We start from the raw sequence: 25,608 nt of genomic DNA, 5'->3' as shown, positions 1-25,608 counted from the left end.
ACCCCCTGTGAGGCAGTGGCACGCGGGCGCAATCCAGTCCGGCGTGACCGTCCTGACGATCACTCGGTTCGGATCGAGAGGGCTCGGGTTGGGGCGCCGGCTGCCTGAGGGCTGGGGAAATCCCACACACCGTGGGCCCGGTCTGGTCGTTCTCGGAGGATCGCTCGGACCTGCTGGCGTCCTGCCACTGTGAGTCGCTGCGCGTGGCGGACGAGCTGGGTGCGAAGACGGTCGCTTTCCCGGCGATCTCGACGGGTGTGTACAGGTGGCCGGTCGAGGACGCGGCCCGCATCGCGGTCGAGACGGTCCGGGAGGCGGAGACGGAGACGTCGGTGGAGGAGGTCCGCTTCGTCCTCTTCGATGAGCGGGCGTACGAGGCATTTGCCGCGCAGGTGAGGTGACCCGCTGCCTCTGAGATCACCACCGACGCGGTAGCGGACCCCACCCTGCGGGGTCTTTCGTGCCGTGCGAGCGAGTGAGGGCGACGGCGGTCAGGGCGAGGGCCGGGGCCGCCGAGCAGAGCGCCAGGTGGGCTGGCGTGCCCGGGGCGGTCGCAGGCAGGTGGGCGGCCGCGCTGGTCGCCGCTCCGGCGAGGGCGGGTCCGCACGCACTGCCGAGCATGGCGAACGTGGTGGCCGTTGCGGCGGCGCTCGTTGCCCCTGTGGTGCCGGATGCGCCCATGGCCACCGTCGTCATCGCGGCGCCATTGGCCAGGCCCAGGCCACAGCCGATGACAGCGCAGGAGCCGGCCGGCAGCCACAGGGCTGCGGGCCCGCCGCCGAGGCCGCCCGCGAGGAGGCCGGCGGCGATGCACAGCAGCCCGGCGCGCATGAGGCGGGGGCCGGCGCCGGGGGTTGCGGTGCGCCGGGCGGCCCAGCGGCCCGTGAATGCCGCGGGGGCCACGGCCGGCAGGGTGACCAGCGCGGCCTGGAGGGCGTCGAGGGCGTGCGCCCGGGTGAGTTCGAAGTACGTCAGGTAGGTGAAGAGCGAGTTCGCGCAGAAGAGCACCAGCAGCACGAACAGCGCGCGGCGCGTCGCCGGTCGCCGCAGGAGTCCGCTGTCGAGGACGAAGCCCTGGTGGTGCCGGGCCCGGTGCAGGAGGGCGGCGAGCAGGACTCCTGCCGCCGCGACTGCCGTGAGTGCCGCGATCGGTGGGGCACCGGCTGTCGGAGCGGTCAGGGCGATCAGCGCCATCGTGGCCGTTGCGGTGCACAGGGCGATGCCCACGCCGTCGAGCCGCCCTTCAGGGCTGTCGAGCCGCCCTTCAGGGCGGGGGCTGTGCGGCGTCCGGCCGGGGAGCAGGGTCAGGGCGCAGGCCGCCGTGACGACGGCCAGGAGGGCGAGGGCGCCGAACACCGCGCGCCACCCCAGCGCGCTGGTGAGCAGGCCGCCGAGCAGTGGTCCCAGGCAGGAGGCGGTGGCCGCAGTGGCCACCCAGCCGCCGACGGCACGTCGTTCCTCGTTCTCGTCCGGGCTCAGCCCGATCAGGAGCGAGAGGCTGACGGGTGAGAGGACGGAGCCGGCGGCGCCCTGGGCCAGACGGGCGGTGAGCAGGCCGGGGCCGTGGCCCGCGGTGGCCGCCAGCAGGCTCGTGGTGGCGAACAGGGCCAGCGCGGCCGGCAGGACGCGGCGCGCCCCGTACCGGTCGGCGAGGTGTCCCGCGCCGAGTTGCAGCGGGCCGCTGGTCAGTTGGTAGCCGGCGGCGCACCACTGAGTGAGGGCCGGGCTCGTTCGGAGGGCATCGGCGAAAGCCGGTACAGCTGCTGTGGGGGCCGCGATGGCCAGGGCTCCGCACAGCAAGGCGAGGTGGCAGACGAACGGTGAACCGGGCACGCGCCTCACAGGAAGTGTCCGTCGGGCCGGACGATGTGCGGCTGCCGGTACGCGTCGGTGTGCACTGTGAGCAGGGGCAGTGTCATGGCCGCCGCACGGGGATCCGGGGTGCCGCAGGGCGGTACGAGATGTACGTGGGCGCCGGTGCGGAGGGCCTCGAACAGCCGCCGGTGGGGGTTTGTGGCGGTGTCGGTGAGCGGTACGTCGGGAGCCGGCGCACCGCTGCTTACCCGTCCGCCGGGGCTCTCGCTCCTGCCCTGCAGCCCGGCCAGGACGACGGCGAGCCGACGGCGTACGGGCGGCAGCCGCGCGCCTGCCAGAGCGGCGGCGCGCAGGGCGTGGCCCCAGTACGCGGGTGTCGCATTGACATGCAGCAGGGCGCCGGTGAGCCGCATGACGCGGGCGGCGGACTGCCGGCGTTCCCGGGCGTAGGCGTCGAGGAGCCCGTCGTACCGGGGGTCGGCGGCCGCCGCGGCCAGCCGCCACCCGAGGCTCATGGCATCGGCGATTCCCGTGTTGAGGCCCTGGCCCCCGGTGGGCGGGTGGACGTGCGCGGCGTCGCCGGCGAGCAGCACGCGACGGTGGCGGTACCGGGCGGCGTGGCGGTGCTCGCACCGGTAGCGGCTGAACCACTCGACTTCGCGCAGGGCGAGGCCCTGCCCCGTGATGCGGCGCAGCAGTGCCTGGGCCAGAGCGGTGTCGATGTCGGCGGGTCCGCCGGGGGTGTGGCGCCGCGCCGGAAGCGGGCGGTAGGGGTAGAGGATCACGCGCCAGCGCCCGTCCCCGAACGGCAGGAACAGCGCCATGCCGTCGCGTCCCCAGCGCCCCCAGGGTTGTTGCTGCGGCGGCGGGCCCGGGGAGTCGAGCCGTGCGTCGACCGACACGACGTCGTAGGGGTGGACGATGCGGTGGGCCGGTATCCCCGCGAGCCTGCGGACGGTGCTGTGCGCGCCGTCGCATCCGGCGACATAGGCGGCTCGTATCGGGCGCGTCCGACCCGATTGCCGTACGGTCAGCACGACTCCCGCGTCGTCCTCGCGTACGCCGGTGACTTCCGCTCCACGGACGACGAGCGCGCCGTTCTTGAGGGCGGATTGCTCCAAGAGATGTGTCGTCCGGTGCTGAGCCAGGGCGAGCGCGCAGGGAAAGGGACTGTCGACCCCCGCGAAGGGGACTGTCGCATGTGCGGATCCCAGCGGATAGTGACGGTACCGATGGCCGAGATCGAGGAAAGGTGCAGCGATTCCACGCATGTCGAGGAATTCGAGTGTGCGGGAATGCAGGACCAGCGCCCGTGTGACGCGGGATATGCGGCAATCCCGTTCCAGGACGAGACATTCGGTCCCCTGCAAGGACAGCTCCGCCGCCAGTCGCAGGCCCACGGGACCGCCGCCTACCACGGCCACCTGGACCGCATCGGGAAGAAAAGAGGGGCTGGCCATACGGCATTCCCTTCGCGGGGACCCGTCGACGACGCCCCAAGGCTGGCACCGGGCAACCACCTTGTCCATACGGCCTCTTGGAGTATCAACCCCAGGGGAGTCCATGTGATTGTCGTACTTCCATGGGTTTCATTGACCAGTTTCTCCGACGACTGGGAAGGTGTCCGGGCATCCGAGCAACCCGGCATCCGAGCACCGCGCGGCGGAACGGAGAACGATGGGCCACGCCATCGGCGATCACGTCTACGGAGAATCGGGAATCGAATTCCTGCTCGTGGATCGATCCCTTTCCCGGCACAGAGTCCGCGCGCTCCGCGCCGATGTCCGGCTGGGAATGGATCACCCTGAGGTCTACCGCGACGGCGACAACACGCGGCTGATCCCGGTCAGTTCGATCGCAAATGCCGTACTGGCCTTCGGCGCACGGCACACCGGCGCGGAGCCGGAGGCCTTCGCCCTGGCCCTGGCCGAGCACTTCCTCACCGCCGACCACCCGCCCAGGACCGCCGACGTGTCCATCTCCTGTACGGAGCTCGACCCTCTGGGGACCGATGGACAGGCAGAGGGCCCAGGCCACTTCGGCCCCGGCTCTCAACCCCGCCACCACGCCCACGTCGCCTTCCCGTCCGCCGGCGAACCGACCGTGCGCGGCGGCCTGCAGGGCATCGAGCTCTTCGTCACGGGTGGCGCGACCTTCACCGGCTTCGCCCGCGACGCCTACACCACCACCCGGGCCGCCACCGACCGTGTCTTCGCGGCCCGCCTGGACGTGACCTGGCGACACGAATCAGCAGAAGCGGACTTCCGGGCCTGCCGTCTCCGGGCCGGCAGGGCCGTCACCGAAGCGTTCACCGGACACACCAGCCGATCCAGCCAGCACACCTTTTACCAACTGGGCGCCGCGGTGCTGGACGCATGCCCCGAGATCGCGTACGTCCGCGTCGAAGGCGCCCACCTCACCCGCGCGCCGGCAGACCTCGCCCCCTGCGGCCTCGGCAACGACGGCCGCGTGTACACGGTGGCGAACCACCAGCAGAGCACCGTCTCCGTCGACGTACACCGCACCTGAAAAGCGGCAAACAGCAGCAGCCGGCAGCAGCGGCAAACAGCAGTAGCGCACAAGCAGGGAGGGCCCTTGTGAACCCCAGTCGACTGCGCAGGACCCGTACGGCGGCCGTGGCGGCGGCACTCGGCGTCGCCGCCCTCGTGCCGACGGCGCCTCCGGCACAGGCCAACGCTCACGGCGGCGGCGCCGGCCACGACAAGGGCGCGGTGCTCCTGGAGTGCGCCGGCACCGTCGCCGCCACCTACTCGCCGGGGCTGACCCTCCTCCCCAGAGCCGTCTCCATCACCTCGCAGGCCCTCGTGGGGTGCCCCCTCTCCACGGACCCCGCCTTCACCTCGGCCGCCTTCGGAGGCAGTTCCTCGGGCACGCTGTCGTGCCTGCTCGGCCCGGCCGCCGGGACGCTCACGTTCCACTGGGGAGAGGGACGGGAGGGCGCGGGCAGCAAGAACTCCGCCCTCCACGGGAAGGGAGGCAACGACCGGGGGACCGATCGCACCTCCACCGCCACCATCCGCAGCGTCGCGGCGGTGCGCCCCAACGGCAACGTCGTCACCGTCAGCACGGGGAAGATCACCGAAGGGGCGTTCAAGGGCGCGACCGTGGTCACCGAAGTGACCCTGCTCGCCTCCCAGCAGACCGCTTGCACAACCTCCCAAGGCCTCACCTCGGCGTCCGGTCCGACTACCGTGACCATCCTGCGGCTCTGAGCGCGCGCATGCCCCGTGTCCCGGCCCGAGGTGCCGTATTCGCAACTGTGATCGATCATTCCCCGCCGTAATGGGCTTGGCCATATACCGCCCTTTGCAGCTGGTGAACCCGCCGCGAAGGTGGAGGGCGTGTGCCGGCGGGGTCGCCGCCGGTAGCGGAAACGTGAGAGAGGACGTGCCCCGCATGGCCCCGATTCCGGTCAAGCCCGGCAAGTACAAGATCCACGCTCACATCATCGGACCGACCTCCCTCCTGACGGCCACCGAGTACGCCGTCAAGCACGGCGCTCCTGTCATCACCGACCGCCTCAACCCCCTGCCGATCGAGCAGGAGTGGATCATCGACGTCGCTGAGCACGAAGTCCCGGGGTCGCCCTACGTGATCCACCTGGCCTACCACCCGGCCGCGGGTCTCGTGGCCCACGAGGAGAAGCTCTTCGTGAACAGCGTTCCGCGCGCCGAGTGGACGAAGTTCACGTTCGAGCGGGTCATCGGCGGACTCAAGATCCTGTCCGACAACGGTCTCGCCCTGCGCGCCGGGCACCGTGGTGCGCAGATCGTGCTCGTGAAGCCGCAGCCCGAGTTCCAGGAGACGTGGACCCTGGAATACCTGGGCCCGATCCCGACCGAGGAGCCGTAGGGGCAAGGTGGTGGGGCGACCGGGAGCCGTCGTGGCCCGGTCGCCCTGGCGTTTCCTCTTTCGGGTTGTCGGGCGCCGCGTGTCCTGGAGTCGTAGCGTGCTTTCCGTAGTCGTGGCGCCCTGGCGGCGCGCTCCCGTCGTCGCACGGAACCCGGACGTGCCGCACGACGCGGCGAGCACGATGAAGGTGGCGGTGCTGGCCGCGCTTCACCGCAGCGGGATCGACCTGGACGCGCATGTCCCTGTGGTCAATCGCTTCACTTCTTTGATCGGTTCGGCCACCTACGCCAACTCGCTTGCGTACGACAGCGATCCGGCACCGTGGGAACTCCTCGGCGCGACCGCGTCGCTGCGCTGGCTGGCCGGGCGGATGGTCACGTACTCCTCGAACCTGGCCACCAACCTCTGCCTCGCCGAAGTCGGTCACGACGCCGTGGCGCGAGTGTGGTGCCGGGCCGGGGCGTCCGGCAGCGCGAGTCCGCGCGGTATCGAGGACTACCCCGCCCGCGCGGTCGGCGTCCACAACCAGGTCACCGCCGGGGACCTGGTCCGGCTGCTGGAGTCGCTGGAGCCGGAGGTGCTGGGACAGCTGGAGGGCAACGTCCACCGCGTGGACGTGGCGGCGGGGCTGCCGCCGGGGACCCGGCTGGCGAGCAAGAACGGCTGGTTCCCCGGACTGCGGCACTGCGCCGCCGTGGTCTATCCGCAGGACGCCGAGCCCTACGCGATCGCCGTCTGCTACAGCGGCCCTCTCGCGAACGGGCACGACGTCGATGATCCGGCCGCCCGTCTGCTGGCGCGGATCTCGGCGCGGGTCTGGACGGACCGTCACACCGTCGTGGGTTGACCGATCTGCCGACCGACCCGCTGACCGGCCGGCTGGCCGACCGTAGCCATCAAGGCCTCGGTACCGGGGCGGTTGAGCAGGTTGATGCGGATGTACCCGGGATGGCCGTCGAGTTCGAAGTACTTCCCGTCCATCGCCAGGAACCAGCGGTGCGGCACCCACGGCCGGGCGAACAGGAAGAAGCCGGCCTCGACCGGCATCCGTGCGCTGAGCGCGCCGCTGTCCACCAGCACCCTGTGACGGTCACGGACGTGCCGTATCAGCGCGCCGTTGCCCTCGCCGAGCATGACGTCGGCCGCACGGTGCGCGAAGAGGCGGTCGGAAACGGCCACATCACCATGCAGATTCATATGCAGCTCGGCCAGCTCCTCACGCAGCCGCTCGGGGAGGAGTAGATGCGCACAGCGGTAGCCGTGGATCGACAGGTATTTGGTGGGGCACACCATACGGAGGGTGAGATCGCCGGGCAGGTGAGCGGCCGACTCCTCGCCGCGTTCCCCGTCCCAGCGCATGTACTGGAAGGTCCCGTCGACGAAGACCAGCGAGCCCGTCTCCTGCTGCCAGGCCCCGATCGTCTTCAGCACCGTGGACGGGACTCTTCTCCCCGCGTACCAGACCGGGTCGGTGAGGACGAGCACGGTCCGCTCGTCGGGCAGGCGCAGGTCGAATTCCGGCTGGTAGGCGTGGCTGCGGGCGACGGGAACGGGTTCCATGCCCATGCGCCTGAAGAGGTAGGCGAGCTTGTAGTACACCGGCGGGACGTAGTGAACCCGCCGCCGTCCTGTCAGCAGCAGCCAGGTGGCGAACGTACCGAGGAGGCTGCTGGAGCCGCCGCCCGGAAGAACGTTGCGCGGCGTGCAGTCGGCTCCGTCGTACTGCCGGTGCACCGCGGCGATCTTCGCGCGCAGCCGGACGTCCTCGTCCAGGCCGGAGTAGCGGGTGATGTCCGCCAGGCGCCCGGGGGAGGTGTCGGCGAGCTCGCCGAGGAATTCCTCGACGAACGGGTGCCCGCCGTTGTAGTCGGAGACGAAGACACGGGCGCCGGGCTGCTGTCGCTCGGCCTCTATCAGCTCGTGCCAGTCGAGCATCCGGAACAGTGACGGCGTCACGGGCACCCTCATTCGCGTGCGCTGATGGTTGTCTCGCCAGCCATCAGTGTCCGGGCCCGAAGGTGCTCCGGCAACAGCCCCCGGGGGTGTGGGTGGCCGGAACGGGCCGTGCGTACGGGCGGCCCGCCGGGCCCCCGCCGGAAGCAACGCCACTGAGTTCCAGGGCTGCCGCCCGGCTCAGGGACCGGCTCACGAGGCGGCGCCCCTGCGATAGAGGTCCGCCCGCTCCCATGCCTCCGCCCACAGCAGCGACTTGTGCGAGCCCGGGGCGATGCCGGCCGTCAGGCCGACGAAGGTCAGGAGCAGTTCCTTCGACGGCATGCGGCGGCCGCTGAGGACCGCGCTGAGCGTAGAGCGCGGCAACCGGCCTGGCCCCGCGAGGAGTTCGAGCTCGCGGAGCGTACGGTAGCCGGGTTCGCCCCGGGTGCCGCGCATGGCGCGCATGGCGTCGACGATGTCGAGCGGCCGGCGGATGAACTCCGGCTTGAGGGGCGGCCGGGACGGCCGGTGCTCCCCGGCCGAGGCGGCCCGCTTCCACAGGCGGTACGCGTGCTGCTCGTCGCCGCCGCAGACGCGGACGTAGACGCGGACGGTGGACCACGCCGGGAGCCGGACACCCCGGTCGGCGTGGAAGAAGCGCAGGTACGGCACCTGCTGGTGAAGGTTCTCGGTCGCGTACTGCGCCATCCGGCGGTAGCTCTGCCCCGACTGCTCGCGCAGTGACCGCAGCCACTGCGCGAGCGTCTCCACGGGGACAGGCGTCACCGGGGCGCTGGTGCGGCACCCCACGGACGCCTCCTTCAGACGCGGTGGGCGGCGAAGACGGCGGCCGTGCGGCGGATGATGCCGACGGCCGCGGTGCTCGCGACGGCGAGAACCGCCACCACCGACTCCAGAGGCAGACCGAGCAGCGTCAGCGCCACGGCCGCGGCCAGCACGACCACGATGACGACGACGGCCGTGCCGGGCAGCAGGAAGCTGCCGGGCGTGACGGGGTTCTCGATGCACTGGGCGGGCGTACGCATGTCCAAAGTGGTCTCCTCGGGTCCGTTGCCACTCGACACGAGGTACCGAAAGCGTCCGTTCGGCCTTGCAGAGCCGGAACAGACCAGTACCTCAAGGTCTCACCTTCCTCCCGGCGCACGCGCGGCGTCCAGACGGTGCACGCGCGGTTGTTTCACCCTGTCCCGATCTGAGAGAACGCTTAGCGGGGGCTGCGCCGCCGGTCAACGGGCCTTCGGCGTCCGATTGTTTCGCGGCGAGGCGGTCGCAGTCCCTATTCCCGGCGCGCTCCGTCGTTGCGGGAGACCGTCCCGAGGGGGATGGTTACGTCATATCGGGAGAGCGGACAGTGCCGGGCAAGGCCATCCGCTCCCGGCCGACGTACGGCTAGCCGAAAGGCGAAGGGGGGCTGACATGACGTCAGTGCGGCCAGACATGGCCCTGCCGCCCCTTGCTCTCCTCGATCCGGTCGGCCAGCGTACCGGCTATTGCGCCATAACCACCGGGTCGGGCCGTCCGGTTCGCAGCAGAGCGGCATCCTGCTCGCCGCGCGGTGCTCCCGTGCATACCTGACCTCTCTCCGCCGTGTGCTGTGCCACGGCCCTTCCACGCGGTCTCCCCGGCCGTTGCCACTCGACACAAACAGGGGACACAGGATGGCCTTTGTTGCAGCAAAGGCTGTCCGGATCAGGTTCGGTGCCCGTGCCTGCGGCACTCGGAAGAGATTCCGCAGGCACGGGCACCGGTCTGTCCGCCTTCGCGCTGCAGACGATGCATGGATGAATGCATCGACGGCTGTATGGACGGCACACGGTTCCGAAGCGAGCGAACAGTTTCCATGAGCCGGATCCGGAGCCGCGGCCGGGGCCAGGGCCAGGGTGGGGAAACCTGATGGAGGAACTATGGCCTCCGTCACTGCGGTACATCGGCTCGAACTGGTGAGGTGATCGTCGGCCGTCCGGGTACGGCGACGCTTCGGACCAGGTGAGCGGTGGGGGGCGGCTCGATACGCAGGCCGGGGCTCCCGTGGAGCCGGCGGCCGCAGAGCCACGCCGTCACAAGGAACGCCGTGGTCTCTCGCGTCCGTACTCGTCGACACCGAACGGTCTCTCACAGCGCGGGCCTTGGCCACCACACACCGGAGTCGCAGTGTTGAAGAAACGAACCATCGCTGTCGTCGGGGGCGGTGCCGCCAGCACCGCGTTCCTCGCCGCGTACGCCCGACGGCTGTCCGGCGACGTTGCCGGCGCGGCGGCGGATGTCATCGTGTTCGAACCAGGGAAGAGTTTCGGCCCCGGCATCGCCTATGCCGAGGACGTCGAGACCGCCTTGCTCAACCGGCCCTATTCCTCCATGTCCGTGGACTACGGCGACCCGGGACAGTTCCGCCGCTGGCTCTACCGGCAGGCCTCCGCCCGCGAGCGCGGCAACCCCGGTGCGCAGCACACGAACCCCGAGGCGCGGCACACGCCGCGTTCGCACTTCGTCTCCCGCTCGCTGTTCGGCCAGTACCTGGAGAGCGTCTTCCTTCAGTCACGGGAGGACTTGCGGCTGCTCGGGGCGCAGGTGACGCTCGTGCCGTCGGCGGTCGTCGACCTGACCGTGGAGGCCGGGGCGACCGGGGAGAGCGACAGCCACATCCTGACCACCGACGACGGGGAGCGCTTCGTCGCCGACCAGGTGATCCTCGCGATCGGTACCATCGCGCCCTCCGACGTCTTCGGGCTCACCGGGGCCGCCGGGTTCGTCGCCCAGCCGTACCCCCTCGTCAGCTCGCTGAGCCAGGTCGACCCGGGTGCGGAGGTGCTCGTGCTGGGGGCCGGGCTGACGGCGATCGACGTGGCAGTCGTCCTGGCGGACGCCGGGCACGAGCGCCGGATCACCCTCGCCTCGCGGTCCGGCAGAATCCCGGACGTACGGACCGACCTCGGCACCGGCGAGCTGCCGGAACTGCTGGACGGTGCACGCCGGTTGCTCGCTCACGGCCGCGTCAGCCTCCACAGTGTCCTCGAACTCGTCGACACCACCCTGCGGTCGCGCGGAACCGGTATCCGCGAGGCGCTGCGCCCGTACACCGATTCCTGGTCCGCGCCCGAACTGCTGCGCCACCGGCTGGAGAATCCGCTGCCCGGCGGCCTTGCACAGCGCTGCGTCGCTGCCCTCAGTCCGTTCTATTCGGAGCTGTGGCGCTCCCTTCCGGACGCGAGCCGCCGCCTGTTCCTGCGGGACCACTACCGGACGTACAACTGCCTGCGCAGCCCGATGCCGGTGACGAACGCGAACCGGCTGCTCGGTCTCCACGACGCAGGCCGGCTCGGCTTCGCCCGGGGCATCACCCATGTCACGGCGGCTGCAGGCGGCGGCTTCACGGCGACGTTCGCCGAAGGCCGCACCGAACACTACGACGCGATCGTCAACGCGGTCGGACGTACGAACAACACGGCCGCCGCGTCCGCCTCCTCGCTGACGTCCCGGCTGTTGCGGAACGGCACCTTCGTCTCCCACCCGCTGGGCGGCATCCGGGTCGATCCCGAGACCAACCGGGTGCGGGGTTCCGCCGGAGCGGTGTCCCCCCACCTCTATGTGATCGGTGACCTGGCCTCGGGGGAGCACTTCCACACGAGCTCCATGGAGCTGGTCGCGCGGCAGGCCGCCAGAGTGGCGGAAGAGCTCGTACCGGCCTCGGACCGTCTTCTGGTGGGGGCCGTCGCATGAAACAGACCGGGCTGCCGCGCGGGGTGGCCGTCTGCCTGATGTCACTGGTCTTCGTGCCCCAGCTGGCACTGGCAGCCTATGTTCCCGCCCTGCCCGCCATCGGCAGGTCGTTCGGGGTCGGGCCGGGCAGCACCAGTGGATCGCTGGTCGGCTACATGGCCGCGTACGCGGTGTGCATGATCCTCACCGGCAACCTGGCGGACCGCTACGGCTCCAGGCGCGTTCAGCTGACCGGGCTCGCCGTGTTCACCGGTGCGTCCCTGCTCTGTCTGCTGGCTCCCGGGTACGGGGTCTTCGTGGTGGGCCGGGTGCTGCAGGCGCTCGGCGCCGGTACCGGCACGGTGATCTCGCGGCTGTGGGTGCAGCGGACGCTGCCTGCCGAGCAGCGACTGCCCATGCTGACCGCGCTCTCCACCGTGATCGCGGTGACCCCGGCCGCGTCGCCGCCGCTGGCGGGGCTGGCCGTGGAACACACCTCCTGGCGCGCGCTGTTCGCCTTCATGGCCGTACTCGGAGCAGTCATCATCGTCGCGGTCGTCAAGCTCCTTCCGGCGGATCACGGCGCCGCAGCCGAAGCCGCGGGCACCCCGGCCGGCCCCGTGCGCCCGCCGGGGGGCCTGGCCGGACTGGGCAGGGCCTACCGCACGGTTCTCGCCAACCGTGACTTCACGGTCTTCGCCGGTGCCATCAGCCTCGCCTGGTGCACCTACTTCACCTTCACCACCTACTCCAGCGATCTCCTCCAGCTGCGGCTGGGCGCCTCGCCCACCCTCTACGGAGCGCTGTACACGCTGGTGATCACGGGTTACGTGGCCGGCAGTACGACGGCGAAACGACTGGGCAGGACACGGTCGCTGGAGTTCATCGCGCGTACGGCCGCCGCGGTGGCGATGGGCGCCGCCCTGCTGATGACGGTCACGGTGCGCCTGTGGCCGCACAGCACGCTGAGCATCGTTCTGCCGATGGCCGTATGCATGCTCGGCGTGGGAGCGCTGTTCCCCACCTGTCAGGCCGGGATGATGCGATACGAGGGCGAGTACGCCGGGGCGGCTTCGGGGTTGTTCTTCTTCCTGCAGATGGCATCGGGCGCTTGCTACACCGCTCTGACCGGGATTCCGGGTTCTCCGGATTCCTCCATGCTCGCTTTCGCGATCGCGCTGCCTGCCCTGTCGCTGTTCCTGCTCTGCGTGTTCGCTCTGCGAAGCCGGAGCAGCCGGGTTCCGGCCGGCCATGATGCAGCCGTGGCCGTGGAGAGCGCCGTACGCCCCTTGAGATCGGGCCGGTGACGGGGATATCCGCTGGCCAACGGCGGCCGGGCGTGAAACGGTTGACGATCATGCCGATACCTTCCGCGTCGTCCGTTCCTTCCGTGTCCTCCGAGGCGACAGCGTCCTCCGAGGCGGCCGCGTCCGGCCGTCCCGAACTGCTCCTGGTCCACGGAGCCTGGCATGGCTCCTGGTGCTGGGAGAAGGTGCAGGTCTCTCTCGCGGCCCGCGGCTGGGGCGCGCGCACCGTCGATCTGCCGAGCGCCGTCCCCGAGGGGTCGAGCGGGCGGCTGCCGGGAGTGTCCGACGATGCACGCGTGGTCCGCGAGGCGATCGACGGCGTCGGCGGACCGGTGGTCGTGGTGGCGCATTCCTACGGTGGCGTCCCGGTCACGCAGGCGACCGCCGGCGCCGCGAACGTCGCGCACATCGTCTATTTGACCGCCTTTCAGCTCGACACCGGGGAGAGCGCCTTCTCCTTCCTCGGGGTCCCGCACGCCGATCCGGACTCGGTGGAGGGCACCTACCCGGCCCCTGAGAACGGCTCGGACGCGCTGTACGGGGACCTGCCTCAGGCCGCGCGGGAGGAGGCGCTGGCCAGGTTGGTACCCCAGAGCGCGCGGTCCTTCACCGAACCGGTGACGCAGGCGGGCTGGCACACCCTGCCCTCCACCTACATCGTCTGCGACGACGACCGGAGCCTGTCGCCCTCGCACCAGAAGCGGATGGCCGAACGGGCAGGGACGGTGCGTCATCTGCCCGGCGGGCACTCGCCGTTCCTCGCGGCACCGGAGGAGCTGGCCGAGCTGCTGGCGGAGATAGCCGCAACACCCCGATAGGCGCGCAACGCCCCGATAAGCCCGCAGAATCCCGGCATGCCCGTGCCCCGCGGCAGCCTGAAGGAGAACGAGGAGATGACCGAAAGCGTGCAGGCCCTCAGCGGTGACACTTCACTGCACCTGCGCGAATTCGATGCGCCGCCCGCAGACCCCGTGGCGCTTCTGCGCGACTGGATGGCCGGCGCCCTGCGCCGCGGGGTGCGGGAGCCCTACGCGGCGGTGCTGGCGACCGTCGGCCCGGACGGGCTGCCTTCCACGAGGGTCCTGCTCGTGAAGGACCTCGACGCGCGCGGGCTGGTCTTCACCAGCTTCAAGGGAAGCCGCAAGGGCCGGGACCTGGAGGCCCGCCCCGGGGCCTCGATGACGTTCTACTGGCGCGAGACCCTCCAGCAGATCACCGTGTCCGGGACGGTCGAGGAGCTCACCGCCGAGGAATCCGACGCCCTGTTCGCCCAGCGTCCGCTCGCCGCCCGGGTGACCAGCGCCGTCTCGCGGCAGAGCCGCCCGCTGGACGACGAGACAGCGCTGCGCGAACGGGCCCGGGAGCTCGCGGAGTCCGGCGGGCCGGTGCAGCGTCCGGCCGAGTGGACGGGTTACCGCCTGGTCCCGCAGGCCATCGAGTTCTGGTACGGCAGCCCCGACCGCCTGCACCGCCGCCTCGCCTACGAGCGCACGGCGCAGGACGCACAGGCCTGGACGCACGGGCGCCTGCAGCCTTGACGCCGGGGCCGAGGCCGACAGATCGGAATCGACGGCGGTGGCCACCTTTCAGCTGTTCGGCGGGTCGACGAGCCCCTTGTCGCGAAGAACCTTCAGCGCGCCGTTCTGCTGCTCCGCCTGGAGTGCGGAGGTGATCTTCGCCCGCTTCTTCTCGGCTTCGGACCTGGCGGCCTCGCCGCTCGCGGCGCCGGCGCGCTGCCCGAAGTAGAAGCCGACGATCGTGGTCAGCAGCGGCGACACGATGGCGAGCAGGCCCAGGAGGCGGGCGCTGGGATCGTAGGCGCCCCGGAATTGGGACGGCAGAGCGCCATCGGGGCCATGAGACGGCGGGCCACTCGGGGCGGGATCCGCAAGCCGCGGCGGAGTGTCCGCCGTACTCACGATGTAGAGGCAGATGCAAAAGAAGAGAGCGAGCAACCCGAGGGCCAGCACGGCACTGATGATGCCGATCGCCCATTTGGAGAACGACTGCAGGGTCACGAATGCTCTCTCCTACGGCTCCTTCACGGTACGAGACCCAGAGTGACCGCCCGGCGCCGCTTGAGCATTTCGAAGCGGTGATGTGCTGCTCCATTGGTGGAGGTCCTATGACACTGCGTCACTCTGAACCCGGCAGACCCTCGCAGGATCCCGAGGCTCCGGACTGCGGTGTCGTCCTGAGGCGCCGACGTCGCGGCGCGCCGGGTGACCGTGGCCCGCGACGCCCTCGGGGTACGCCCGTTCCACCTCGCCAGGACGACCGACGGGCTGCTCCTGGGTGCATCACAGCTCGCCGGCCCGGCTGAGCTGGAGAGCGTGGAGCGCATCGACGTGCTGCCGCCGGGCCACGTGGCCGTGCTGGAGGACGGCAAGGTGGTGGACATCCGCCGGCACTCGTCGCTTCTTGCGCCGGACGGTCTCCCGGACGGCTCCCCGGACGGCCCCGGCGCCGATGCAGCGAGCCTGCCCACCACTGCCGACCCGTACGCCCGGCTGCGCACGGCGCTTGCCGATGCGGTACGGGCCCGGGTGCCGGCCGGTGAGTACGTCCTCCTGCTCTCCGGCGGCATGGACAGCCCACCGTGCTGACCCTGGCCCACCAGGTCAACCCGCGGGTGCGCGCCGTGACGGTGGCGACCCCGGACGCACCCGACCTGGACTTCGCCCAGCGGCTGACGGAGCCGTGCTCACGGGCGAAGGCTCCGACGAGTTGTTCGGCGGCTACCGCAGTGCCGACGAGAGCCCGGCGGAGACGGAGCGCCACCGGCTGCGGGAGCTGGGCAACTTGCACCGTACGAGCTGCCGGCGGCTCGACCGGCTCGCCGCGGCCACGGGTACGGACGTACGCACGCCGTTCCTGGCGCCGGAGGTGGTCCGCACGGCGCTGGGCTTCGGCCCGCAGGACCTGCTCCGCGACGGCCTGTCGAAGGCCGCGCTGCGCAGGGCCATGAAGGACGACCTGCCGGACTACATCCTCGCCCGGCCGAAGATGACGTTCGCGCGCGGCGCCGGATACCGCTACGGCAGGCAGGACGCCGGCCCGGGGCTGCTGGGTGACGGCTTCGACCGCAAGGCGGCCCTGCCGCCGGGCGGTGAGGACCTGGCTGGCCGGCTCACCAGCGGTCCGCTGGAGCGGTACACGCTGGCGCGCTTCATGGAACTGGGGGACGCGAAGGCTTCCTACCTGCTGTCGCGCACGCTGTAGCAGCACGGCACGGCGGCCTGGGAGCCCGCCCCGCACCCCCGCCCCCGTCAGCACAAACGGGTGTGGCGGCAGAGTATCCGTCCGTCGCCGTGGGAGCCGCCGGACGAACCGTTGGAGCCGTCGGAGTCGCCCAGGCGGGGGATCCCCTTCGGGAAGGCGGTGTTGCGGTTGCGATCGCCGGGGAAGGGGTCGCGGTAGTCCGGGTCGCCGTCGTCGTCCCGGTCCGGCAGGTCCAGGGCCGCGCCGGTCGCCCGGTCGGGCTCCGGGCAGCCGTTGTCCTGGGACGACAGGTAGAGCGTCACCCGTGTGCCGCTCACGGCCTTCTCGCCCTTGGCGGGGTCGTGCGCGCACACCCGCCAGTCGTCGTACTCGCCTTCGCCGGGCAGCTTGTCGTTGCGGTACGCCTTCTGCGCCCGGACATGGTCGGCGGGTATCCCCAGGGCGGTGATCTCCACGCGAGCCGTCCGCCACGTCTTCCCGACCAGATCGGGCATCGTGGGCCACGGGATGGGCCGGCCGTCCTCCTCCGGGCACGGCGCATCCGTCGGCACGACGGCGAAGTCGAGCGTCGCCTGCGTACCGGTCCTGCCCGGCTCCTGGAAGCAGACCGTCCACGGCGTGCGGCCCCGGATGAACTTGTCCTTCTCGGACGCATCGTGGGACTTGACAAGGAACCCGGCCTTCCGGGCTTTTCCGTACGCGGCGTCCAGGTTCTGGCCGCGGTAGTCGGGGACCGGCTGCCTTGCCGGCTCCGGTGTGCTCGTCGCCGCCCGGGTGCCCGTCGTGCCGGACGTCATGCCGTGGGACCGCTTCGCGCCGGCTGCTTTCGTGTCCGCCGCGGTGTCCTGCGTGGCTTCCCCGGGCGGGTCGGACAGGAGCGCACCCAGCAGGCCCACTGCGGCGACCGGCACCGCGATCTTCCAGGCCTTCGACCAGGGGGTGCGCCGCCGGGGCTCGCCCTCCGGGTCGCGGGGCGGACCGGACGGTGCCGGGGTGGTGTGCGGGCCAGGCATGACGGCGCCCTTCGGATTCGCGCAATTGTGCGCGCGTAGCGTACCCACCTGGTGTGGCCTGCCCGACTGGGGCCGGGTGCGGGGACAGGCCTCGGGCGGCCACCTCGCCGTTGAGGTGGCCGCCCGGGTGTTGGCGTCCTGGGGACGCCGGAGCGGTGAGGTCCCGCGATCAGACCCGAGGTATCAGGCCTCAGGCCTCGGGCATCAGACCTGACGCATCAGACCTGAGGCACCGGGAACGTCGGGTACTCCACCCCGGACACGTGCTGGACGACACGGATGACCTGGCAGGAGTAACCGAACTCGTTGTCGTACCACAGGTAGAGGATCGCGTTGTCGCCGTCGACCTTGGTGGCGCCGGCGTCGACGATCGAGGCGTGGCGCGAGCCGACGAAGTCCATGGACACGGCGTCGGGGGCGGTGGTGAAGTCGATCTGGCGCTTCAGCGGCGAGTTCAGCGAGACGTCGCGCAGGTACTCGAGGACCTCCTCGCGGGTGGTCTCGCGCCCGAGCCGCAGGCTGAGGATGGCGATCGAGACGTCCGGCACCGGAACGCGGATCGAGCTGCCGGTGATCGGCGCCTTGAGGTCGGGCAGCGCCTTGGCGACGGCGGAGGCGGCACCGGTCTCGGTGATGACCATGTTCAGCGGCGCCGAACGGCCGCGGCGGTCGGCCTTGTGGTAGTTGTCCAGCAGGTTCTGGTCGTTCGTGAACGAGTGGACCGTCTCCACGTGGCCGCGCAGCACGCCGTACTCGTCGTCCATCGCCTTCAGCGGCGGGACGATCGCGTTGGTGGTGCAGGACGCGCAGGACAGGACCCGCTCGTCCGGCTTGATCATGTCGTGGTTGACGCCGTGCACGATGTTGGGCACGTCACCCTTGCCGGGCGCGGTCAGGACGACCTTGTCGATGCCGGGGCGCAGGTGCTTGGACAGGCCCTCGCGGTCGCGCCACTTGCCGGTGTTGTCGATGAGGATGGCGTCCTTGATGCCGTACGCCGTGTAGTCGACCTCCGACGGGTCGCCCGCGTAGATCACCTTGATCTCGTTGCCGTTGGCGACGATCGTGCTGTTCGCCTCGTCGACGGTGATCGTGCCCTGGAACTGGCCGTGGATGGAGTCGCGCCGCAGCAGCGAGGCGCGCTTGACGAGGTCCTGGTCGCCGCCCTGACGGACGACGATGGCGCGCAGCCGCAGGCCGTTGCCGGAGCCGGCCTTCTCGATCAGGAGCCGGGCGACGAGGCGGCCGATGCGGCCGAAGCCGTAGAGGACGACGTCGCGGCCGTCGCACCGCTCGATCTTGTTCTCACCCGTGGCGCCGGCGACGGCCTCGGCGGTGAAGTCCGCCACCGACAGGCCGCGGTCGTCGGCCTTGTAGGTCGCGGCGAGCATGCCGATGTCGATCTGGGAAGGGCCGAGATCCAGCGTGGTCAGAGCCTGCAGGAACGGCAGCGTCTCGGTGACCGAGAGCTCCTCACCGGCTATCTGCCGGGCGAATCGGTGGGTCTTCAGGATGCTGACCACCGACTTGTTCACCAGGGAGCGGCTGTGGAGGAGGACCGTGACGTCCTGCTCCCGGTGCAGCTTCCCGATGATCGGGATCATCGACTCCGCGATCTCCTCGCGGTTCTTCCAGCTTGTGAACGAGTCTTCGTTGACAGTCACAGGTGCAGGTCCATCTCTCGATCGAGCTAGGCGGCGCTCATATGCTAACCCCACACTCTTTTGACTGTTCAAGCGGTGTCGCTGAGGGGAATCCCACACTCCGGAGTGCGGTCGCCGTGTGCCCTGGAGTAGCCGCCCCCGGAGATGGCCCAGGATCCCGGCTGTGAAGACGATGGGACATCATTCCAAGACTCGGGGATATTCATCCGCTCATTCGATCTCCCTAATGTTGAGCACATCAACCGCCCGGGGACACCGCCCCGGCCCCTCACAGGGAGAGACCACCATGCGCGCTGTCATCCAGAAGTCCTTCGGAGGCCCCGAGGTCCTGGAGGCCGTCGAGACCGACCGCCCCACCCCGCTCGGCGGCGAGGTCCTCGTCCGCGTCCACGCCAGCGCCGTGAACCCGGTGGACCTGGCCGTCCGCTCCGGCGCCTACCCGCTGCTCGGCGAGCCGCCGTTCGGCGTCGGCTGGGACATCTCCGGCGTCGTCGAGGAGGCCGGCCCCGGCGCCCGCTTCAAGCCGGGCGACGAGGTCTTCGGCATGCCCTTCTTCCCGCGCGCCGCCACGGGCTACGCCGAATACGTCGCCGTGCCCTCCCGCCAGGTGGCCCGCAAGCCCGCCGGCCTCGACCACGTGCACGCCGCGGCCATCCCCCTCGCCGCGCTCACGGCCTGGCAGGGACTGGTGGACGCGGCCCGGCTCACCGAAGGGCAGCGGGTGCTGATCCACCGCGCGGCCGGCGGCGTCGGCCACTTCGCCGTACAGATCGCCAAGGCCCGCGGCGCCCATGTGATCGCCATGGCGAGCGCCCCCAAGCACGACTTCGTACGCGGTCTCGGCGCCGACGAGGTCATCGACTACCGCACCACCGACTTCACGGAAGCGGTCAAGGACGCCGACGTCGTCTTCGACTCCTCCTCCGAGGGCGCCCGCTCCCTCGCCGTCCTGCGCCCCGGCGGCACGCTCGTCAGCATCATGGAGCACTGGAACCAGGAGCTCGCCGCCCAGGTCGAGGCCGCGGGCCGGCACTTCGCCGGGATCTCCGTCGAACCGGACTACGCCTCGCTGGAGGCGATCGCCGCCCTCGTGGACGCCGGCCGCATCCGTCCCCACGTCTCCGGGACGTTCCCGCTGGCCGAGGCGGCCAAGGCCCACGAGCTCGTCGGATCGGGCCGCACCCAGGGCAAGATCGTCCTGACCGTCGACTGACACGGCCGGGACGTAGGCTGGCCGGGCGGCCGCCCGGCCGGTGACGGGAACGAGGGTAAAGAGGAGACGGCGTTGGACATCCTGACCGAGGCGCTGGGCTCGATGCGTACCGGGCAGCCCAGGTCCGTACGCACCCACGGCCGCGCCCCCTGGGGCCTGCGCCTTCCCCCGGTCGCCGGCGCCGGCTTCCACGTGGTGCTGCACGGCACCTGCTGGCTCGTTCCCCTCGGGGACGCTCCGCACCTGAAGCCCGTCGCCCTCGGCCCCGGCGACGTGATCTTCCTGCGCGACGGCCGCGGGCACATCCTCGCCGACCACCCCTCCACGCCGGCCGAGGCGGAGCGGCCCGAGCAGTTTCAGCCGGGCTCGCCCCTCGGGACGGTCACCATCGGCGGCGATGGTCCCAGCACGAGTCTGCTGTGCGGCAACTACCACCTGGACCAGGGGCGCCCCCACCCCCTGGTGAACCAGCTCCCCGAGATCATCCACCTCCCCACCCGGCACGGACGCCACCCCGAACTGAGCGCCGCCGTCCAGCTCCTCGGCACGGAACTGGAGAACCCGCGCATCGGATCGGCCGGCATCGTCCCCGCCCTGATCGACTCGCTGCTCCTCTACATCCTGCGCGCCTGGCTCGAGGACCAGCCCCCGACGGCGGCCAAGGGCTGGGCCGCCGCCCTCGGCGACCGCGCCGTCGCCCCGGCGCTGGCCGCCGTCCATGCGGACCCGGCGGCCCAGTGGACGGTCGAGTCGCTCGCCGAGCGCGTGGGCCTGTCGCGCGCGGCCTTCGCCCGACGCTTCACCGCCCTCGTCGGCGAACCGCCCATGGCCTATCTGACCCGCTGGCGCATGACGACCGCCGCCAAGCTGCTGCGCGAGTCCGACGCCCCGCTCACGACCGTCGCGGCCCGGACCGGATACGGCTCCGAGTACGCCTTCGCCAAGGCCTTCAAACGCGAATACGGCCGGGCCCCGGGCGGCTACCGCCGGGAGGCCCGGGCCGCGTGATGGGTGAAAGCAGCTACCCGGTCCCCGATGCCGTGGCCTACCTGACCGGGCGGTGGACGGTCGACCGCTCCCTGGCCGACCTCGACACCGGCGCCGGCGGGTCGTTCCACGGCACGGCCGCCTTCCGGCCGTCCGACGACGGTGCGTACGTCCTGCACGTCGAGGACGGCGAGCTGAGCTGGGGCGGTACGGTCAACCGGGCCGGGCGGACGCTCAGGCTGGTGCCCGGGCCGGACGGCACGGCCGACGTGATGTTCGCCGACGGCCGTCCCTTCCACGACCTGGACCTGCGCACAGGCCGCTGGACTCCCCGCCACCCTTGCGGTCGTGACCTCTACGACGGCACGTTCACGGTCGTCTCACCCGGTGAATGGCATGTGCAGTGGCGTACCACCGGCCCGGCCAAGAACCTCCTTCAGCGCTCGGTGTACCGGCGGCAGTAACCCGGCCTCCCCGGCCTTCTTTCTCCCCGCGCCAGTGATGCACGGGCTTTCCGCGCCAGGGATGCACAGGCAGGTGTTCTGTGGATTGATGGGGGCAGAGGCGGAGGGACCCGGCCGCACACCGGCCCGTGCGGCGGCGACGCGACGCGACGCGATGCGGGAGGACGGTTTCATGCCGAAGGAGACGGTGGCGGAGCAGTTCGTCGACATCCTGGCGCGTGCCGGGGTACGGCGGCTCTACGGGGTCGTCGGCGACAGCCTCAACCCGGTCGTGGACGCGGTGCGCCGCAACGCCGCCGTCGACTGGGTCCAGGTCCGCCACGAGGAGGCGGCCGCCTTCGCCGCGGGGGCCGAAGCCCAGCTGACCGGAAAGCTGGCCGCCTGCGCGGGCTCCTGCGGCCCGGGAAACCTGCACCTCATCAACGGTCTGTACGACGCCCACCGCTCCATGGCCCCCGTGCTCGCGCTCGCCTCGCACATCCCGAGCGGCGAGATCGGTACCGGCTTCTTCCAGGAGACCCATCCGGACCAGCTGTTCCGGGAGTGCAGCCACTACTGCGAGCTGGTCTCCAACCCGCAGCAGATGCCGCGGGTGCTGCGGACCGGCATCCAGAACGCCGTCGGGCGCGGCGGCGTCAGCGTCATCGTCCTGCCCGGCGACGTCGCGGGCGAGCAGGCCCCGGCCCGTTCGGGGGAGCATGCGCTGGTCACGGCCCGGCCGTCGGTGCGGCCCGGGGACGCGGAGATCGACGCGTTCGCCCGGATGGTCGACCAGGCGGGGAAGGTGACGTTGTTCTGCGGCAGCGGTACGGCGGGCGCCCACGAGGAGGTGATGCGGTTCGCGGAGCGGGTGAAGGCCCCTGTCGGGCACGCGTTGCGAGGCAAGGAGTGGATCCAGTACGACAACCCCTACGACGTCGGCATGAGCGGCCTGCTCGGCTACGGGGCCGCCTACGAGGCCACCCACGAGTGCGACCTGCTGATCCTGCTGGGCACCGACTTCCCGTACAACGCCTTCCTGCCGGACGACGTGAAGATCGTGCAGGTGGACGTGCGGCCCGAGCACCTGGGCCGGCGGTCCGCCCTCGACCTCGCGGTGTGGGGCGACGTCCGCGAGACGCTGCGCTGCCTGACGCCGCGCGTGCAGGTCAAGAGCAGCCGGAAGTTCCTCGACAAGATGCTCGCCAAGCACGCCGACGCCCTCGAAGGCGTCGTGAAGGCGTACACGCGGAAGGTGGAGAAGCACACGCCGATCCATCCGGAGTACGTGGCCTCGATCCTGGACGAGGAGGCCGCGGACGACGCGGTCTTCACCGTCGACACGGGGATGAACAACGTGTGGGCCGCGCGCTATCTCACCCCGAACGGCCGCCGCCGCGTCATCGGCTCCTTCACCCACGGTTCGATGGCGAACGCGCTGCCCCAGGCGATCGGGGCGCAGTTCCTCGACCGGGGCCGGCAGGTCGTCTCGATGTCCGGCGACGGCGGGTTCTCCATGCTGATGGGCGACTTCCTGACGCTGGTCCAGTACGGCCTGCCGGTGAAGGTGGTGCTGTTCGACAACTCGTCGCTGGGCATGGTCGAGCTGGAGATGATGGTGGGCGGCCTGCCGTCGTACGGCACGACCAACCACAACCCCGACTTCGCCGCCATCGCGACCGCCGCCGGCGCGTACGGCGTGCGCGTGGAGAAGCCGAAGCAGGTGCGGGGTGCCCTGCGGGACGCCTTCCGGCACAAGGGTCCGGCGCTGGTGGACATCGTGACCGACCCCAGCGCCCTGTCGATCCCGCCGAAGATCACCGCGGAGATGGTCAGCGGCTTCGCCCTGTCGGCGGGGCGGATGGTCCTGGAGGGCGGCGTGGGACGGATGGTCCAGATGGCGCGCTCGAACCTGCGTAACATCCCGCGCCCCTGAGGGACCCAGCCCCCCGGCGCGTGCCGCCCGAGTGAGCCGCGTCTCACCCGGGCGGCGGTGCTTGTATATGAAACGAGTTGCATAGCAGGATCCGGGTATGGCGCTCGAGCACGCGATCCTCGTCTCCCTGCTGGAGAAGCCCGGCTCCGGCTATGAGCTGGCCCGGCGCTTCGAGCGGTCCATCGGGTACTTCTGGACCGCCACCCACCAGCAGATCTACCGCGTCCTCAAGCGGATGGAGGGCGACGGCTGGATCGACGTGCGCGAGGTGCCGCAGCAGGGCCGGCCGGACAAGAAGGAGTACTCCGTCGCCGGCCCCGGGCGCGCGGCCCTCTCCGGCTGGCTCCACGAGCCGATCGAACCCGAGAGCGTCCGGCACGACCTCGCCGTGAAGATCCGCGGTGCGGCCTTCGACGACCCGGCCGCGCTGATCCGCGAAGTCGAGCGGCACCACCGGGCGCACTCCGACCGGCTCGCGCACTATCTCGCGGGGGAGCTGCGCGACTTCACCGGACCCGAGGCGCCCGCAGCACCCGGCGATGCCGGGCAGGAGCTGCAGCACGTCGTCCTGCGCGGCGGCATCGCCTACGAGCGGATGACGATCGCCTGGCTCGACGACGTCCTCGCCACGCTCCACCGGCTCCGGGCCGGGCACTGACCTGCAGACCACACTCTCCGACACTCTCCGACCTCCACGCCGGAATTCCCGACACTCTCCGACCTCCACGCCGGAAGGGCGAACCTCATGGCCGACCAGCTGCTCTTCAACCCGCGCACCTACGACCCCGCGCACTTCGACCCCGAGACCCGCAGGCTGCTGCGCGCCACCGTCGACTGGTTCGAGGAGCGCGGCAAGCGCAAGCTGATCGAGGACTACCGCTCGCGCACCTGGCTGGCGGACTTCCTCGCGTTCTCGGCCAAGGAAGGCCTGTTCGCCACCTTCCTGACGCCGGCCTCCGCCGCCGGCGGGAACGAGGACAAGCGCTGGGACACCGCCCGCATAGCCGCCCTCAACGAGATCTTCGGCTTCTACGGGCTCGACTACTGGTACGCGTGGCAGGTCACCATCCTCGGCCTCGGCCCGGTCTGGCAGAGCGACAACACCGCCGCCCGCGCCCGCGCCGCCGAACTCCTCTCCCAGGGCGAGGTGTTCGCCTTCGGCCTGTCCGAGAAGAGCCACGGCGCCGACATCTACTCCACCGACATGCTCCTGGAGCCGGACGGCGACGGCGGCTTCCGGGCGAGCGGCTCCAAGTACTACATCGGCAACGGCAACGCCGCCGGGCTCGTCTCCGTCTTCGGCCGCCGCACCGACGTCGAGGGCCCCGACGGCTACGTCTTCTTCGCCGCCGACAGCCGCCACGAGGCGTACCACCTCGTCAAGAACGTCGTCGACTCCTCGAAGTACGTCAGCGAGTTCCGCCTGGAGAACTACCCGGTCGCAGCCGAGGACGTCCTGCACACCGGCCGCGCCGCCTTCGACGCCGCGCTCAACACCGTCAACGTCGGCAAGTTCAACCTCTGCACCGGCGCGATCGGCATCTGCGAGCACGCGATGTACGAGGCCGTCACCCACGCGCACAACCGCATCCTCTACGGCCGCCCCGTCACCGCCTTCCCGCACGTGCGCCGCGAGCTGACCGACGCCTATGTCCGCCTCGTCGGGATGAAGCTGTTCAGCGACCGCGCCGTCGACTACTTCCGCTCCGCCGGCCCCGACGACCGCCGCTACCTGCTCTTCAACCCCATGACGAAGATGAAGGTGACCACCGAGGGCGAGAAGGTCATCGACCTGATGTGGGACGTCATCGCGGCCAAGGGCTTCGAGAAGGACACCTACTTCGCCCAGGCCGCCACCGAGATCCGGGGCCTGCCGAAGCTGGAGGGCACGGTCCACGTCAACCTCGCGCTGATCCTCAAGTTCATGGGCAACCACCTGCTGAACCCGGCCGAGTACGCGCCCGTGCCGACCCGCCTCGACGCGGCCGACGACGACTTCCTCTTCCGCCAGGGACCGGCCCGCGGCCTCGGCGCCATCCGCTTCCACGACTGGCGCACCGCCTACGACGCGTACGCCGACGTGCCGAACGTCGGCCGCTTCCGGGAGCAGGCGGACGCCCTGTGCGCGTTCGTCACCACCGCCGCCCCCGACGAGGAGCAGAGCCGCGACCTCGACCTCCTCCTCGCCGTCGGCCAGCTGTTCGCGCTCGTCGTGCACGGCCAGCTGATCCTGGAGCAGGCCCGCCTGACCGGCCTCGACCGGGACGTGCTCGACGAGCTGTTCGCCGTCCTCGTCCGCGACTTCTCCGCGCACGCCGTCGAACTGCACGGCAAGGACTCCGCCACCGAGGAGCAGCAGCGCTGGGCCCTCGGCGCGGTCCGCCGCCCGGTCGTCGACGACGCCCGCTCGGCCCGCGTCTGGGAGCGCGTCGAGGCGCTGTCCGGGGCGTACGAGATGGCGCCGTAAGACACAGCCGGCCGGG

Annotated in this window: 24 protein-coding genes and 1 pseudogene; 17 read left to right on the top strand and 8 right to left on the bottom strand. The window is 71.0% G+C overall.

Translation table 11 applies throughout. The features are described 5' to 3' along the window. Positions 1-95: 95 nt before the first annotated feature. Positions 96-401, top strand: a pseudogene (locus IE241_RS17540) (macro domain-containing protein); the annotation flags it as partial. A 16-nt stretch (positions 402-417) separates the two neighbouring features. On the opposite strand, the gene IE241_RS17535 reads toward IE241_RS17540, so the two are convergent. Further along, positions 418-1,833 (bottom strand): MFS transporter, encoded by a 1,416-nt coding sequence (locus IE241_RS17535; RefSeq protein WP_190022708.1) that lies wholly within the window; start codon positions 1,831-1,833, stop codon positions 418-420. Between the two features lie 5 nt (positions 1,834-1,838). Next, on the bottom strand, positions 1,839-3,275 hold the full coding sequence (locus IE241_RS17530; protein ID WP_190022707.1) for an FAD-dependent monooxygenase: 1,437 nt from the start codon (positions 3,273-3,275) through the stop codon (positions 1,839-1,841). A gap of 334 nt (positions 3,276-3,609) precedes the next feature. On the opposite strand from IE241_RS17530, the gene IE241_RS17525 reads away from it, so the two are divergent. The 4 genes from IE241_RS17525 to IE241_RS17510 all read left to right on the top strand — a co-directional run bounded on the left by IE241_RS17525 (position 3,610) and on the right by IE241_RS17510 (position 6,535). Further along, positions 3,610-4,344 (top strand): hypothetical protein, encoded by a 735-nt coding sequence (locus IE241_RS17525; protein WP_373300705.1) that lies wholly within the window; start codon positions 3,610-3,612, stop codon positions 4,342-4,344. A 68-nt stretch (positions 4,345-4,412) separates the two neighbouring features. Then, positions 4,413-5,048: a hypothetical protein gene (locus tag IE241_RS17520; protein ID WP_190022705.1), complete on the top strand. Its 636-nt coding sequence runs from the start codon at positions 4,413-4,415 to the stop codon at positions 5,046-5,048. A 184-nt stretch (positions 5,049-5,232) separates the two neighbouring features. Beyond that, on the top strand, positions 5,233-5,688 hold the full coding sequence (locus IE241_RS17515) for a hypothetical protein (RefSeq protein WP_190022704.1): 456 nt from the start codon (positions 5,233-5,235) through the stop codon (positions 5,686-5,688). Positions 5,689-5,785: 97 nt separating this feature from the next. Continuing rightward, positions 5,786-6,535: a serine hydrolase gene (locus IE241_RS17510; protein WP_190022703.1), complete on the top strand. Its 750-nt coding sequence runs from the start codon at positions 5,786-5,788 to the stop codon at positions 6,533-6,535. On the opposite strand, the gene IE241_RS17505 is transcribed toward IE241_RS17510, so the two are convergent. From IE241_RS17505 to IE241_RS17495, 3 genes are all read right to left on the bottom strand, one after another. Continuing rightward, entirely contained in the window at positions 6,517-7,644 is a 1,128-nt protein-coding gene (locus IE241_RS17505) for an aminotransferase class I/II-fold pyridoxal phosphate-dependent enzyme (protein WP_190022702.1), read from the bottom strand. The two genes, IE241_RS17510 and IE241_RS17505, sit on opposite strands and share 19 nt — an antisense overlap. A 189-nt stretch (positions 7,645-7,833) precedes the next feature. After that, on the bottom strand, positions 7,834-8,433 hold the full coding sequence (locus tag IE241_RS17500; protein WP_190022701.1) for a hypothetical protein: 600 nt from the start codon (positions 8,431-8,433) through the stop codon (positions 7,834-7,836). 11 nt (positions 8,434-8,444) lie between these two features. Beyond that, on the bottom strand, positions 8,445-8,669 hold the full coding sequence (locus tag IE241_RS17495; RefSeq protein ID WP_190022700.1) for a hypothetical protein: 225 nt from the start codon (positions 8,667-8,669) through the stop codon (positions 8,445-8,447). A gap of 1,129 nt (positions 8,670-9,798) precedes the next feature. Here IE241_RS17495 and IE241_RS17490 point away from each other — a divergent pair. Genes IE241_RS17490 through phzG form a run of 4 tightly spaced genes read left to right on the top strand, consistent with a single transcriptional unit; the run spans position 9,799 to position 14,185 of the window. After that, on the top strand, positions 9,799-11,361 hold the full coding sequence (locus IE241_RS17490) for an FAD/NAD(P)-binding protein (protein ID WP_190022699.1): 1,563 nt from the start codon (positions 9,799-9,801) through the stop codon (positions 11,359-11,361). After that, positions 11,358-12,647 carry an MFS transporter gene (locus tag IE241_RS17485; protein ID WP_190022698.1) on the top strand — a complete coding sequence of 430 codons (1,290 nt, stop codon included), beginning with the start codon at positions 11,358-11,360 and terminating at the stop codon, positions 12,645-12,647. Before IE241_RS17490 ends, IE241_RS17485 begins: the two co-directional genes overlap by 4 nt. A gap of 50 nt (positions 12,648-12,697) precedes the next feature. Then, the gene (locus tag IE241_RS17480) at positions 12,698-13,465 is read left to right on the top strand and encodes an alpha/beta hydrolase (protein WP_190022697.1); all 768 of its coding nucleotides are present in this window, start codon (positions 12,698-12,700) and stop codon (positions 13,463-13,465) included. Positions 13,466-13,501: 36 nt separating this feature from the next. Further along, positions 13,502-14,185, top strand: a complete 684-nt coding sequence (gene phzG, locus IE241_RS17475; protein WP_229899410.1) for a phenazine biosynthesis FMN-dependent oxidase PhzG — start codon at positions 13,502-13,504, stop codon at positions 14,183-14,185. 48 nt (positions 14,186-14,233) lie between these two features. Here phzG and IE241_RS17470 read toward each other — a convergent pair whose 3' ends face one another. Next, positions 14,234-14,665, bottom strand: a complete 432-nt coding sequence (locus IE241_RS17470) for a hypothetical protein (RefSeq protein ID WP_190022696.1) — start codon at positions 14,663-14,665, stop codon at positions 14,234-14,236. A 204-nt stretch (positions 14,666-14,869) separates the two neighbouring features. Here IE241_RS17470 and IE241_RS17465 point away from each other — a divergent pair, with 204 nt between their 5' ends. Together IE241_RS17465 and IE241_RS17460 are read left to right on the top strand one after the other, a co-directional pair. After that, the gene (locus IE241_RS17465) at positions 14,870-15,253 is read left to right on the top strand and encodes a hypothetical protein (protein WP_190022695.1); all 384 of its coding nucleotides are present in this window, start codon (positions 14,870-14,872) and stop codon (positions 15,251-15,253) included. 94 nt (positions 15,254-15,347) lie between these two features. Further along, positions 15,348-15,869 (top strand): asparagine synthase-related protein, encoded by a 522-nt coding sequence (locus IE241_RS17460; RefSeq protein WP_190022694.1) that lies wholly within the window; start codon positions 15,348-15,350, stop codon positions 15,867-15,869. Positions 15,870-15,916: 47 nt separating this feature from the next. Here the strand turns inward: IE241_RS17460 and IE241_RS17455 are convergent, their stop codons facing one another. Both IE241_RS17455 and IE241_RS17450 read right to left on the bottom strand, forming a co-directional pair. After that, the gene (locus tag IE241_RS17455; protein WP_190022693.1) at positions 15,917-16,882 is read right to left on the bottom strand and encodes a PASTA domain-containing protein; all 966 of its coding nucleotides are present in this window, start codon (positions 16,880-16,882) and stop codon (positions 15,917-15,919) included. A gap of 218 nt (positions 16,883-17,100) precedes the next feature. Next, a complete protein-coding gene (locus tag IE241_RS17450) occupies positions 17,101-18,546 on the bottom strand; it encodes a glyceraldehyde-3-phosphate dehydrogenase (protein WP_190022692.1) in 1,446 nt (481 codons plus the stop codon). A 286-nt stretch (positions 18,547-18,832) separates the two neighbouring features. On the opposite strand from IE241_RS17450, the gene IE241_RS17445 reads away from it, so the two are divergent. The 6 genes from IE241_RS17445 (at position 18,833) to IE241_RS17420 (ending at position 25,592) form a co-directional block, all read left to right on the top strand. Further along, positions 18,833-19,759, top strand: a complete 927-nt coding sequence (locus IE241_RS17445; protein WP_190022691.1) for an NADP-dependent oxidoreductase — start codon at positions 18,833-18,835, stop codon at positions 19,757-19,759. Positions 19,760-19,831: 72 nt separating this feature from the next. Then, on the top strand, positions 19,832-20,767 hold the full coding sequence (locus IE241_RS17440) for an AraC family transcriptional regulator (RefSeq protein WP_190022690.1): 936 nt from the start codon (positions 19,832-19,834) through the stop codon (positions 20,765-20,767). After that, a complete protein-coding gene (locus IE241_RS17435; protein WP_190022689.1) occupies positions 20,767-21,210 on the top strand; it encodes a DUF6314 family protein in 444 nt (147 codons plus the stop codon). Before IE241_RS17440 ends, IE241_RS17435 begins: the two co-directional genes overlap by 1 nt. A gap of 172 nt (positions 21,211-21,382) precedes the next feature. Then, positions 21,383-23,125 carry a pyruvate dehydrogenase gene (locus tag IE241_RS17430; RefSeq protein ID WP_190022688.1) on the top strand — a complete coding sequence of 581 codons (1,743 nt, stop codon included), beginning with the start codon at positions 21,383-21,385 and terminating at the stop codon, positions 23,123-23,125. Positions 23,126-23,222: 97 nt separating this feature from the next. After that, entirely contained in the window at positions 23,223-23,783 is a 561-nt protein-coding gene (locus IE241_RS17425) for a PadR family transcriptional regulator (RefSeq protein WP_190022687.1), read from the top strand. A gap of 87 nt (positions 23,784-23,870) precedes the next feature. After that, positions 23,871-25,592 (top strand): acyl-CoA dehydrogenase family protein, encoded by a 1,722-nt coding sequence (locus IE241_RS17420; RefSeq protein WP_190022686.1) that lies wholly within the window; start codon positions 23,871-23,873, stop codon positions 25,590-25,592. Positions 25,593-25,608 lie beyond the last annotated feature (16 nt).

The organism is Streptomyces hiroshimensis (genome assembly GCF_014650335.1).
Taxonomy (GTDB): domain Bacteria; phylum Actinomycetota; class Actinomycetes; order Streptomycetales; family Streptomycetaceae; genus Streptomyces; species Streptomyces hiroshimensis.
Note: the sequence above shows the minus strand (reverse complement) of the source record. Positions and strands in the feature narration are given on the sequence as shown.

Excerpts from the sequence above, each read along its gene's own strand:
- IE241_RS17530 (WP_190022707.1), bottom strand. The coding sequence starts at position 3,275 with ATGGCCAGCCCCTCTTTTCTTCCCGATGCGGTCCAGGTGGCCGTGGTA.
- IE241_RS17525 (WP_373300705.1), top strand. The coding sequence starts at position 3,610 with ATGGATCACCCTGAGGTCTACCGCGACGGCGACAACACGCGGCTGATC.
- IE241_RS17515 (WP_190022704.1), top strand. The coding sequence starts at position 5,233 with ATGGCCCCGATTCCGGTCAAGCCCGGCAAGTACAAGATCCACGCTCAC.
- IE241_RS17495 (WP_190022700.1), bottom strand. The coding sequence starts at position 8,669 with ATGCGTACGCCCGCCCAGTGCATCGAGAACCCCGTCACGCCCGGCAGC.
- IE241_RS17485 (WP_190022698.1), top strand. The coding sequence starts at position 11,358 with ATGAAACAGACCGGGCTGCCGCGCGGGGTGGCCGTCTGCCTGATGTCA.
- IE241_RS17480 (WP_190022697.1), top strand. The coding sequence starts at position 12,698 with ATGCCGATACCTTCCGCGTCGTCCGTTCCTTCCGTGTCCTCCGAGGCG.
- phzG (WP_229899410.1), top strand. The coding sequence starts at position 13,502 with ATGCCCGTGCCCCGCGGCAGCCTGAAGGAGAACGAGGAGATGACCGAA.
- IE241_RS17455 (WP_190022693.1), bottom strand. The coding sequence starts at position 16,882 with ATGCCTGGCCCGCACACCACCCCGGCACCGTCCGGTCCGCCCCGCGAC.
- IE241_RS17445 (WP_190022691.1), top strand. The coding sequence starts at position 18,833 with ATGCGCGCTGTCATCCAGAAGTCCTTCGGAGGCCCCGAGGTCCTGGAG.
- IE241_RS17435 (WP_190022689.1), top strand. The coding sequence starts at position 20,767 with ATGGGTGAAAGCAGCTACCCGGTCCCCGATGCCGTGGCCTACCTGACC.
- IE241_RS17430 (WP_190022688.1), top strand. The coding sequence starts at position 21,383 with ATGCCGAAGGAGACGGTGGCGGAGCAGTTCGTCGACATCCTGGCGCGT.
- IE241_RS17425 (WP_190022687.1), top strand. The coding sequence starts at position 23,223 with ATGGCGCTCGAGCACGCGATCCTCGTCTCCCTGCTGGAGAAGCCCGGC.
- IE241_RS17420 (WP_190022686.1), top strand. The coding sequence starts at position 23,871 with ATGGCCGACCAGCTGCTCTTCAACCCGCGCACCTACGACCCCGCGCAC.